Origin of the sequence: Longimicrobium sp. (assembly GCF_048594345.1) — a bacterium.
In the GTDB taxonomy this organism is placed as follows: domain Bacteria; phylum Gemmatimonadota; class Gemmatimonadetes; order Longimicrobiales; family Longimicrobiaceae; genus Longimicrobium.
The window spans coordinates 1-11,416 of the sequence record NZ_JBMDXM010000045.1 but is presented as its reverse complement, the minus strand read 5'-3'; the positions used below and the strand labels follow the sequence as shown (position 1 = coordinate 11,416).

The 11,416-nt window shown below is 66.5% G+C and carries 10 protein-coding genes; 4 read left to right on the top strand and 6 right to left on the bottom strand.

Features of this window, described 5'->3' with window-relative positions; genetic code table 11:
- Positions 1-100: 100 nt before the first annotated feature.
- The 3 genes from ACOJUJ_RS04885 to ACOJUJ_RS04875 form a co-directional block, all read right to left on the bottom strand.
- Complete coding sequence (locus tag ACOJUJ_RS04885) at positions 101-361, bottom strand: hypothetical protein (RefSeq protein ID WP_420125729.1); 261 nt, start codon at positions 359-361, stop codon at positions 101-103.
- A 119-nt stretch (positions 362-480) separates the two neighbouring features.
- A complete protein-coding gene (locus tag ACOJUJ_RS04880; RefSeq protein WP_420125728.1) occupies positions 481-2,973 on the bottom strand; it encodes a TonB-dependent receptor in 2,493 nt (830 codons plus the stop codon).
- On the bottom strand, positions 2,970-4,022 hold the full coding sequence (locus ACOJUJ_RS04875; RefSeq protein WP_420125727.1) for a FecR family protein: 1,053 nt from the start codon (positions 4,020-4,022) through the stop codon (positions 2,970-2,972). Before ACOJUJ_RS04875 ends, ACOJUJ_RS04880 begins: the two co-directional genes overlap by 4 nt.
- A gap of 154 nt (positions 4,023-4,176) precedes the next feature.
- On the opposite strand from ACOJUJ_RS04875, the gene ACOJUJ_RS04870 reads away from it, so the two are divergent.
- From ACOJUJ_RS04870 to ACOJUJ_RS04860, 3 genes are all read left to right on the top strand, one after another.
- Positions 4,177-4,728 carry an RNA polymerase sigma-70 factor gene (locus ACOJUJ_RS04870; protein WP_420125726.1) on the top strand — a complete coding sequence of 184 codons (552 nt, stop codon included), beginning with the start codon at positions 4,177-4,179 and terminating at the stop codon, positions 4,726-4,728.
- A 447-nt stretch (positions 4,729-5,175) separates the two neighbouring features.
- Positions 5,176-5,490, top strand: coding sequence for a hypothetical protein (locus tag ACOJUJ_RS04865; RefSeq protein ID WP_420125725.1), 315 nt, complete (start codon positions 5,176-5,178; stop codon positions 5,488-5,490).
- Positions 5,490-5,996, top strand: a complete 507-nt coding sequence (locus ACOJUJ_RS04860) for a GAF domain-containing protein (RefSeq protein ID WP_420125724.1) — start codon at positions 5,490-5,492, stop codon at positions 5,994-5,996. Before ACOJUJ_RS04865 ends, ACOJUJ_RS04860 begins: the two co-directional genes overlap by 1 nt.
- A 279-nt stretch (positions 5,997-6,275) precedes the next feature.
- On the opposite strand, the gene ACOJUJ_RS04855 is transcribed toward ACOJUJ_RS04860, so the two are convergent.
- The 3 genes from ACOJUJ_RS04855 to ACOJUJ_RS04845 form a co-directional block, all read right to left on the bottom strand.
- Positions 6,276-9,563 carry a hypothetical protein gene (locus ACOJUJ_RS04855; RefSeq protein ID WP_420125723.1) on the bottom strand — a complete coding sequence of 1,096 codons (3,288 nt, stop codon included), beginning with the start codon at positions 9,561-9,563 and terminating at the stop codon, positions 6,276-6,278.
- 148 nt (positions 9,564-9,711) lie between these two features.
- Positions 9,712-10,035, bottom strand: coding sequence for a hypothetical protein (locus ACOJUJ_RS04850; protein WP_420125722.1), 324 nt, complete (start codon positions 10,033-10,035; stop codon positions 9,712-9,714).
- Positions 10,032-10,508, bottom strand: coding sequence for a PepSY-associated TM helix domain-containing protein (locus ACOJUJ_RS04845; protein ID WP_420125721.1), 477 nt, complete (start codon positions 10,506-10,508; stop codon positions 10,032-10,034). The genes ACOJUJ_RS04850 and ACOJUJ_RS04845 overlap by 4 nt, the downstream gene beginning before the upstream one ends.
- Before the next feature lie 258 nt (positions 10,509-10,766).
- Between ACOJUJ_RS04845 and ACOJUJ_RS04840 the strand changes: the two genes are divergently transcribed.
- A partial coding sequence (locus tag ACOJUJ_RS04840; RefSeq protein WP_420125720.1) for a WD40/YVTN/BNR-like repeat-containing protein occupies positions 10,767-11,416 on the top strand: 650 nt, incomplete at its 3' end.

Sequence of the window (11,416 nt, the reverse complement as noted above, 5' to 3'; positions counted from 1 at the left end):
TGGGGGGGGGGGCGCCGGGGGCCCCCCCCCCCCCCAAACAAGAAAACCGCGGGCCGCCGGGGGGGGGGCGGGCCCCCCTCCTCGTATCCAGCGAACCGGATCACTCGCTCGTGACGATGACGGTCTGGATGATCTTGCCTTTGCGGACGATGGCGTAGCCGGTGTGCTTGCCCAGCTTTTTCCAGGTGTTGGACGGGTTGGCGAAGGCCCACATCTCGTCGCCTTCTTCGGCATTGGCCTGCGCCTTGAGCTTTTCCCATTCGCGGCGGATGCGCAGCGCGGGCATGGCGGGCAGGTCGCGGTGCGCGGAGATGGGCTTGTTCTCCACCCGCTGCGTAAGCCATTCGGACGGAATCTTCATCTATCCTGTCCCCCTCGATCGGGTGGCGGATCATCCGTGCGGGGCAGCCACGGCGCTCTTCACCAAGCTAACGCCGATGCGGACAGGACTCCAGATCGCGCGACGGATTTCGACAGAAATCAGAACGCGGCGCGCAGGCCGATCATCAGGGTGCGGCCGGGGACGATGGTCAGGTTGTCGGGCTCGCCCTGCTGCCGGTCAAGCAGGTTGTCGCCGGTGAGCACCAGCACCGTGCCGCCGGGAAGCGCGAAGGTGGTGGTGGCGTTCACCCGCGGCACGCCGTCGTAGCGGCGCCAGTAGCCGCGCAGCTCAGGGCCGGCCATCCGCTCGCCGGGCAGGGTGCGGGCCTGAAAATCGCGCGCCAGCGCCAGCCGGTCGTAGTTGATCCAGTCGAACGCGCGGTACGCCGTAAGCGACGCCGTCCAGCGCGGCGCCGTCCACGAGGCGGTGCCGCTGAGCGTGAACGCGGGCACCTCCAGCATGCGGTCGCCGTCGCGCAGGTCGCCGCCGTACCCGTCACCCAGGCGGCGCACGCGGCTGTCCACCCCGGCGGCGGCGCCTTCCAGCGACAGGCGGCCCAGGCGCGCCGTGCCCTGCATCTCCCACCCGCGGTTGGAGATCTGCGCCACGGTGTGCAGCGCGTACGGCGTGCGCTTGCGTCCATCCACCGTATCCGCGGCCAGCGCCACCCGCTGGATAAGCCCGGAGGCCATCTGGTCGTACGCCGTCACCTGCAGCGTGAGGGTGTTGCCAAAGGACAGGTCGAAGCCGGCCTCCAGCCCCGACTGGCGCTCCGGCGGCATCTCCAGGCTGGCATTCTGCTGGCGCCAGCCGGCCCACCCGAACGCGCGGGCGGGGGATCGCGCGGGGCGGGTGCCGCTGCCGTACGCCGCGCGCACCTTGAGCGCCGCGCCACCCACCTCCGTCAGCCACACGCCGCCCAGCACGGGAAGCGCGGCGTAGCGCCCTTCCACCAGCGCCTCGTTGCGCTCGATGCGCAGGCCGCCGGTCAGGTGCAGCCGGTCGCGCAGCGCGGTGGTGGCCTGCGCCACCACACCCGTGCTCTGGGTCAAGGCGACCACCGGGGGCGCGCTCTCCAGCTCGCTGCCGTCCTCGCGCGGAAGCGACTCGGGGGCGTCCACCACCTCGCGCAGGGTGGAGTGCTCCGCCGCCAGCGTGAGCGTGACGTCCGTGCGCTCGCCCGCGCCCAGGCGGGCGACGGTGCTCAGCCGCAGGGTGCCGCGGTCCGTGCCGCCGCCGGTGCCGCGCCACGCGCCCTCCGCGGGAAAGGGAGTCGGGGTGCGCTCGTCGGGGACGCCGGACAGGCGGTCGCCGTCCAGGCCGACGACGAGCGTGTGCGTCCAGCGGTCGTCCGGGCTGGCGCGCAGGGTGCCGCCGACGGTGTACTGCCGCATCCGCTGCTCGCGCGTGGCGGATGCGGCCAGCAGGCTGTCGCCGCTGGGGCCCAGCGCGTCCGCCAGCAGCGGGTTCACCGCGGCGCCGGCCCGTGCGTCGTAAAAGCGGACGATGCCGGTGGCGATGCTGCGCGCCCCCACCCGCCGCGCGCTGCCGCTGGCCAGCAGGTAGCGGCTGGATGCGTCCGGCAGAAAATCGCCCATGGCGCCCACGCCCACGTCGATTCCGGCGGAGCGCACGCTGGTCCCCATCCGCAGGGCCACCGCCAGCTCCTGCGCCAGCGTGCCGCCGGAGGCGAACTCGCTTTCCGCGCGGCCCAGCCCGGCGCGGATGCGCAGGGGCGGCGCGCCGCTGTCCGTGCCCTCGTGCCGGGTGACGATGTTGACCACGCCGCTGATGGCGTCGGTGCCGTACAGCGCCGCGCCCTGCGGCCCGCGGATGACCTCGATGCGCTCCACCGCCTCCGGGGCGATCTGCGTCACCAGCAGGGGATTGGCGACCTCGATGCCGTCGATGAACACCTTGGGCGCGCTTACCCCGAACGAGCTGGCGCCGCGGATGCTGCCGTAGCGCGCGATCATGCTGGACGGCGACTGCTCCCACCCCCACGGCCCGGACGCGCCGGTCGCCAGAAAGCGGGTGAGCGGCGCCGTCCCCTCGCGCTCCATCTGCTCCGACGTCACCACGTCCAGCACGAACGGGAGGGTACGCTGCGCCCCGCCGCTGGCGCTCCCCGTCACCACCACGCGGTCCAGCGGCACCACGCGGTTCAGCTCCCCCTGCGGCTCGCCCGAGATGGCCAGTCCGCGGCGCGGCGCCAGCACCACGTGGTCGCCCCCCGCGACGACGGGCTCCACATCGGTGTCGCGAAGCAGCTCCGCCAGCACGTCGCCCACCGTCCGCGCGTCGCGCGAGACGCAGACGCGGCGCTCCAGCGGCAGCAATTCGGCGCTGTACGAAACGCGAACGCGCGCCGCGGCGGACAAACGGTCCAGCGCGTCGCGCAACGAAAGGTCTCGCGCGGAAAAGGAGAGGGCGCGGTCCAGCGGCGGCGGCCACTGCCGTGCCACGGATGTGGCCGCGTGCCCGTCCTCCTCGCACGCCGCCGTGTCCGCGCGCGCGGCGGCGGGCACCGCGCACGCGAGCAGTGCCAGCGCGCACGCGCGCCGCAACCGGGACGCGCGCAGGTGGATCACGGCGCCGGTGCCGCGCGCAGCACGGCGGTGTCGCCCCGCATCGCCACGTCCGCGCCCAGCGCCAGGCCGATCACCCGCAGCACGTCCGCCGGCGCCTCGCCGTCGAACGAGGCGGTGAGCCGCCGCTGCGAGACGGCCTCGTCGCCCGCGTGCAGCTCGATGCCGTACCAGCGGCGCAGGTCCGCGGCCACCCGCTCCAGCGGCGCGTCGCGGAAGACCAGGCGCCCGCTCGTCCAGGCCAGGTCGTCGGCCGTGGCGGCGGCGCGCTCGGCGGTCATCCGCCCGGCGGCCAGGGTGCCGCGGTCGCCCTGGCGCAGGACGAGCTCATCATCCCCCGCCTGCTCCGTGGCGCACAGGGCGACGGCGCCAGCGGTGACCACCACGCGCACGCCGGCGGCGGAATCCGCATCCACCGAAAAGGTGGTGCCGATGTCGCGCACCCAGGCGTCGCCGGCGCGAACGGTGAACGGCCGCGCGTCGTCGTGCGGCACGTCGAACAGCGCCTCGCCGCGCAGGCTCACCTCGCGCGTCGTCTCGCCGTAGTCGCCGTCCAGCGTCAGGCGGCTGGCCGGGCCCAGGATGACGGTGGTGCCGTCCGGCAGGCGCACGGAATCCCGCTCGCCCACGCCGGTGGAGTAGGCCACCAGGGTGGATCCGCCGCCCCGCGCCGCCTGCCACCCGAACCAGGCGGCGAGCAGGAGGACGACGGCCGCGGCGGCGCGCAGCCAGGGCGCGGGGATCCAGCGGCGCGGCGCGGGGGCGGTGCGGGCGGGGGCGCGGAACGGGATGACGGGCGCCTCCGGCGCGTCCATCCGCGCGTGCACCCGGTGCAGCGCGGCCTCCACGTCCAGTCCGGCGGGGGGCGCGGCGACGGGCGCCAGCGTGCGGTCCAGCGCGCGCAGCACGTCGTGGCGCGCCGGGTTTTCGGCGAGCCACGCACGCACCGCATCCGCCTCATCCGCCGGGCTTTCGCCGGCCGTGAAGCGGGCCAGGACCTCCCAGTCCACCGGCGCGCCCTCCGTCACGGGTCCTTCATCTCCCTTGTTCATGCTCCTGTAGACACGCCACGCGCCCGGCACCCCTATCCCCGACGCGCTGGCCGGATTGCTGCTTTCAGCGCACGCCGGTTACGTTAACCTCGCCGCGTCCGCGCGCGACAGGGGAGCCGCATCGCACAGTCCTGACGATCAAGACCCGCATTCCGTGACAGACCGCGAGCTCCTCGACCGCCTGCGCCAGGGCGACCGCGACGCCTTCGACGCGATTTTCCGCGACCACTACCCCTCGGCGGTCGCCGTGGCGGAGCGGATCGCGGGGGAGCGCGCGGTGGCGGAAGAGGTTGCGCAGGACGTGATGCTGGAGCTGTGGCGGCGCCGGGAGACGGTGTCGGTGGATGAATCGCTGCGCGCCTACATCGTTCGCGCGGCCCGCAACCGCGCGCTCAACCACCTGCGCCACGAGCGGATGAAGGTGCGCACCGCGCCCCACGCCGCCACGCCGACGGTCACCCCGCCGGACGCCCCGTCGCGCCTGGCGGAGGCGGAGATCGACGCCGCCGTGCGCGAGGCCGTGGACGCGCTTCCCGAACGCTGCCGCGAGGTCTTTCAGCTGAGCCGCGCGCAGGGCCTTAAGTACGCCGAGATCGCCGCCACGCTGGGCATCTCCGTCAAAACGGTGGAAGCGCAGATGGGCAAGGCGCTGCGCGTGCTTCGCGAGCGGCTGGCGCCCTGGCTTCCCGGCGGGGAGCCGGAGTAGGGGTGAACGGGTGTGATGGTGTGATGGTGTGATGGTGTGATGGTGTGGGAGCGGAAAAGCGGCCGCGCACCCCGACTGACATTTCGAAGGTGGCGCTACACCGAACCGTCCGGCCTTCCATGCCCTGGCTCCGAGAGAAATCGATCGTCAGAGGCTCGTGGTTTGATGCGGCACGATGGGCCGGGGGGCGGCGACTTTCGCTTCGGCGCTGCAGGAGCCGCGGGGGCGCGTTCGTCAGGACATCAACACGCCTTCGGGATGATCGCCGTAATGAGGAAGTGCTGGATGAATCTGCGGCGTGGGGTGGCGGATGGGGCGCGCATCCGTCATCATCCATCCGCCTGTCGATCGTTTGTCGAAGGTGGGGTGGCGCGGAGATCCGGACGCGGGCGAGGGCCCGTACACATCCATCCACCCCGATTCATCCACACCGATCGCCGCGGAATGATGCTTTCACCACCAGGCAGCCCGGGGCGCCTGCCGGGATACGACCTGCGCGAGCCCGTGGAGGCCGACGCGCTCGCCAGCCTGCGGCGCGTGTTTGGCCCCGAGCGGGGCGAAGAGCGCTGGAGCGAAGCCTGCCGCACGGCCGGGCTTTCCGCCGGCGGCGTGCGCACGCGCGTGCAGCTGACGCAGGCCGTGCAGGCGCTGGCGGCGCAGGGCGGGCCCTCCACCGCCGTGGCGCGCTCCGTCGAGATCCGCATGCGCACCTACGCCCGACTCGCGGCCAATGCCGCCGCCACCGCCGGAGGAGCGCAATGATGGCCACCGATCCCCTGTACGACGAGGCGCGGCTCCGCGAGATCATCGAGCTGGACCTGCTGGCCCCCGACGTGGACCCGCTGCTGGCCGACATCGCCGCCCAAGCCGCGGAGCGGCTGGGGCTGCCGGTGTCGCTGATCAGCGTGGTGCTGGACGAGGCGCTGCACGTGGCCGGCTTTCACGGCCCCGACGGTCTGTGGCTGGACGAGACGCGCGGCCACCCGGTGGAGTGGTCGTTCTGCGCCACCTCGGTGCGCACCCGCGACGCCTTTGTGGTGGAGAACGCCGAGGTACACCCCGAGCACCAGACCAACCCGCTGGTCACGCAGGACGGCGTGCGGTGCTACGCCGGCGTGCCGATGATCTCGTCGCGCGGGTACGTGCTGGGCAACCTGTGCGTGGTGGGCCTGGAGCAGCGTGATTTTTCCGAAGCCGACGTCACCGTCCTGCGCGACCTCGCCGCCGAAGCCGTCCGCCGCATCGAGCAGCGCCGGACTGCGGACTGACGCACGCGTTCGGGGAGAGAGAGAGGGATGCGGAGCGCTTCGACACGTCCGCGTCGTCCTTTTTCTCTCCTTGCTCCGCGCGCTCACATAGGGGCTTGACATTCTTGCGCGCTTGATTAGTCTTGTCGGCGGAGGCTTTGCGGCGGCTCGCGCCCTGCATTGCCTTTTTTCTTTTTATACCCCTCCTGCCAAGACTTCGCGCGCGCGAAGGTCGTCGATCAGCGCGAAGCTCCAGATCACCTCCCCAAATCCCGCCGGAGTGAGCAGGATCTCCGCTGCTCACGATCGTCCTCGCTTAGCTCGGAGGAGGTCGAGAACAGGCGCTTGCTTTACATTTGTGGGTATAATTGGATCATCATCAACATCAATCCCCGTTCCATCAATCTCATGCAAGCCGATGCTCCATGCCTCTCGAACCGTTAGTTCCCGTTTCCAAATGCTATGGTCAAGGACGCTTGTGTGACGAGAGTGAACCGTTTCTGCAAAACCAGGCGCAAGGAGAAACTTTCCCTCCTGTTTGTAAGCTTCCAGAAACCTGTCTAGGTTAACACTGCTTGTCGGCTCCATCGCGTTCATTCTGAACATAAAGTGCCCGACTTTAATATCTGATCGAGTGAACCCTGCCTCTGGATTAGATCCAATCAAGATGCGATAGGAATGCGGATTTTGCTTGTCAATGCCACGAATAATCGATAGCCGGAGGCGCTGATCGGCATCTTTGGGACTGAGTTCCGTTTGCCAACTACGGAAGATCTGCTTGCCAGCATCGATGTCGGAGAACAAAAGCGTCAATACAGGGGCTCTAGGCTTCCCGTCGTATATAGAAAACCCGGTGCCCTTCCATCGAGCTTTGTTCCAGAGCCGTTCTCGAATAAGCGACACCGTTTCTACTTGCGTGTGCTTCATGCTATCCCGCTCTAACAATAGATCTGCAGGAGGCTCTTGTCCGCTCTGGAGCTTTCCACGTGTGCCGAGATCTGTTGCAACTTGCGGCTCGTCATGGTCCCATTTGGCAGGTCGCGTATTAACGTACGTTTTATCTTCTTTCCGAATCCACTGCGCGATCTTCAATTTGGGTTCGTGACCTAATAAGTTGCTCAGCGTTACGAAACTGGCTGTATAGCTCAGAGCACGTGAAGGCGCGGCCTCCCCGAATAGCTGATTTGAGAAGGTCTCCCAATCCCCTGGTATTACGATGGTGTGCGCTGCCACGCCAACAATCAGTCTAAATATGCCATTCTGCATTTCATCACGCACTGCGAGGGGCATGCTATGTGGGTTGAAATCGCGACATGTTACACTGAAGTAAGGACGGCCGATTTCCTCATTGACCTGAAATTCCATTTGCTCAGGAGCAAACTCGGATCTGCCAACGATGATTGAAAGCGTCGGTTCACGGGCTGCAGCGCCCTGAGGTAATGTCGTAGAGAGAAAGCTCTCCAGCGCAGCAAGGATCGACTCACCCAATTCCACAAAGGGAGAACGATTGGGAATTTCAACAACAATCCTACACCCGAGCAGATTGGAATGTAGGAATAATTTGCGCTCATTCTCCAAAGAAGGATCTTCTATTTCACTGCTAGCAGGTTGGTCGCGCCATCGGGCGAAGTACGCATAACGTGGCTGTTCACCCGCTCCTTCTATCTGGAACTCGTCGGGAATCTCCTCCTCATGTCCAAGAGTATAAAGTAGTGCCACACGTGAGATCGGCAGGCCAAGCCTCTCCAACACATCGGGCAGGCGTTCGCATTGCTTCACCTGCCAAGGAGTAGCCTTAAGGAAGAGGATTCCCAGAATAGAATCGAATAGAAGTTCCTCTTGTACATTGGCCTCGTCAGCATTGTAGCGGCCGCGATGAAGGACCGATCGTACCGATGTATCAAGCTCGTGCCATGCAAGTACATGAGGGATGCGACCGAGCCGCAACTCGACCCACTTCAACTGACGATAGCACGCTGCTTGTAGGGGAGTTACATCAGAATATGTCCAAAACTCGTTGGTGGCGATAGACGCTCCAGAAAGTAGTGCCCCCCGTGCAGCCCAGAGGAGCCCAATTTCTTGGTAAGCAAATCCAAGGTAGTAAAGGGCGCGTACCAATTCATGACGGCTCTCATGTCGACTAAGGTTCTGAAGAGCCTGTCCAATGGAGCGGATCGCCTCGTACGGGTGCTTTGCGTCAAGGTGTTGCCATCCACGCTCAAGTCTCATTCGCGCTGCTGCAAGCGCCCCTTCAGTGGTAGCGCGAAGCTGAATCATCGTCTCGAACAGTTCCTCATAGGCAGGGCAAGTCGCATACATGGGCCCGACCTCTGTTAGTATCTCGAGAAGCTGTGCCAGCGGGTATCCAACGAGTCCCACAGAACGTTCGATCACTGATTTCAACTTGCGGAGGATTGGATCAGCCTTATTCACGGGAGAGCGAACGAGCTGGATCATTGCAAGCAGAGTCTGGGCTTGCAGTGCTGTGCTTGGGCGCTCATCTTCACGAGAGAGTCTGCTTAACTCATCAGTGACTACATGCGTGCGCTGTCGATATTTGACTGCGTCCGGTTCCAACTCGGCGCGTTGTACTGACGCGTGCAGGAGTTGCCACAAGTTTGTCAGCAGTTCCAAGTCGTGGGCGTTGTGGCTCCCTTTCGCCAGTTTTTCTGCAGTACTGTACAGTTCTGAAAAGCGCGCAAAGTCCTCGTACCAGAAATACATCGTCCAAGCTCTCTGGTAAGCCGCTTCCAAGCATTGGTGAGAGGTCCCGTACTTCTCCGCGACTTCTTGAGCCCGAGTGTAACAGCCTTCTACTTCTATTTGTGGGCGTTCCAAGCTGCGGGCGAGATCTGCCGCCTTCAAACAATCCGCGACGAGTGAGACTCCTACGCGGCCTTCGCGGAGAGCCTCCTGGATCTGAGCCTCCACTTCACGGAGATCCTCTTCCCGCTGCGTGTCCTGCGGTCCTCTTCGCACTTCCGGCCGCGCTGACGTTTCGATTCGCAGCGATTCTATTGCGAGCGCTTCATGATCGTTTGCGAACACCCGGTCGAGGATCCAGGTTCGATCCAAGATGCGGACATCAATCTTGTGCTTTGTGCGCAACTCGTCTTCCAACTTCGCCCTACTTTTGTCTGAGATGAACTGACTGCTGATGAAAAATGCCTTTGTGTAACCACGGGCAGTAGCTGCGATCTTTGCCACATCTGTACGAACCTTGTCCTGCCACTTCTTCTTAGTACTAAAAGCAAAAGCCCATCGCTCGTTGGCGGCTTCCCGGCCCAGCCCCACATACCAGCCGAGCGCCAGGATATCGGCAACCGGGTATGTCTCGGCGTCAACCTGACTGTCACCACCTCCGGTTGGTCCCGTCTGTGGCAGGAGATTCGGGCAGATCTCGCGCTCCGCGAGTTGTCGGGAAAAATGTTCGAAATCCTTTTCCTGACTGCGGTTGGTCAGCGTCTCGAGGTGGTACTCTAAAAACGACCGATCCAATACTGGGCGTGAGTGTGGAACTGAATCCGAAAAACGCTCGGGACGCCGTGCACGCAGGTACTCACGAGCGGAAAATGCTTGGTCAGTCATGCACGCACAGGGTAAGGGGTGATTACTTCGGTGACACAACGCCAGAATGGGGGCGCTTAATCTGGAGAATCAGGTCCAACTGATTTCCTGTCCAAGTAGGCTAAGTCCAGCTAAGCAGATACTTTCTGTTGTCCACGGCCGGATGAAATCAATACGCATCAGGCCTCGAGGGCAAGTTAGGAGCACTGTTCTGTTGACGGCCTGCCGCTCGTCCCACCCCCGCCCCCAGCACCGCACCCACCACCATCCCCCAGTGCACCACCGCCGTGCGCCATCCACTACCCGTCCAGAGGATGGCCGGGTAGTGGATGACGATCAGGGTCGCGAGCATCCCGACGACGTAGCCGATGGTGGCGCCCCAGAACATGCGGCGGCGGATGTCCGTCTGCTTGCGCAGGCGGTTGCCCAGCCAGAGGAGGAGCGTGGGGACGATGAAGAGGCCGATGACGAGCGCCAGACGCGAATCCGTCATGCTCTTGCCCGCGGATAGAGCCAGAGCCAGTAGCCGCTGATCACCAGGATGGCCAGTGCGATGGCGGCCAGGTCGCTCAGCAGCGTCCAGCCGTCGCCAAAGATCTCGCCGGAGTGCAGCTTTTCCAGGAACACGTCGTTCCGCAGCCCCACGTGCAGCACGCGGCCCGTGGCCAGGTCCACCGTAACCTCGTGCACCTCGCGGTCGTCGAAGCGCACCTTGACCAGCCCGTCTCCGGGGCGCAGGTCCATGCGGTCGATGCCGGACGCGGCCACCGCCGCCGGCACGGCGCGCCCCGCCCGCGCCGCCAGCTCCGCCACCGGCAGCGACTGCGCCAGCGTGCCCGGCGCGTCGTTGGGCACATCGGGCATCAGGCCCAGCGGGCGCTTGTGGTTGAGCAGGATGCCCGTGACGCAGATGACCAGCACGATGCCCGTGGTGGCGATGCCCAGCCACAGGTGCGCGTGGAACATGGCGCTGGCCCAGCCCCGCCCCCGGCCCCGGGGCGGACGCGCGGGCGCGGCGGAGGACGGCGGGGTGCTTGTGCGAAGGGGCATTACAACGAAAGGTTGATGGTACGCGTGTATACCGTATACACCCAGCGACGCTAGCCCTCGCGGTGCGCCGCTGCAAGGGCCGGCGTGGCGGGAAAGCCGCGGCGGCCGGCCGCGCGCCGGTGCCCCCGCACCGCCCGCGCCGGCCATTCCATCCCCTCTGATCTCGCGGACCCCATGCACCGATTCCGCAGTGCCCTCGTGGCGCTGGCCTTGCTGGCCGCTCCTCCGCTGGCGGCGCAGGTGGAGCGCAACACCCCGCCCGACCCCGACAGCGTGCGCTACCGCGGCCTGGCGTGGCGCAACCTGGGCCCCAACCGCGGCGGCCGCTCCATCGCGGTCACCGGCAGCACGTCCCGGCCCCTGGAGTACTACTTCGGCGCCACGGGCGGCGGCCTGTGGAAGACCACCGACGGCGGCACCACCTGGGAGCCCGTCACGGACGGCAAGATCGGCAGCGCCACCATCGGCGCCGTGGAAGCCTGCCAGAGCAACCCCGACGTCCTGTACCTGGGCACGGGCGAAACGCAGCTGCGCGGCAACATCCAGGCGGGCGACGGGCTGTACACGTCCACCGACGCCGGCACGACGTGGACGCGCGTGCTGTACCGCGACGAGCGCACGGGCGGCGTGGACATCTCCATCGACCCCAACATCCCCGTCGTGGTGTGCGCGGCGCTGTGGGAAGCGTGGCGCAACCAGTGGGGCATGAGCAGCGGCGGCGCCGGCAGCGGCCTGTTCCGCAGCACGGACGGCGGGGCCACGTGGACGGAGCTCACGCGCAAGCCGGGAATGCCGGCGCAGGGGCTCATCGGCAAGATCGGCGT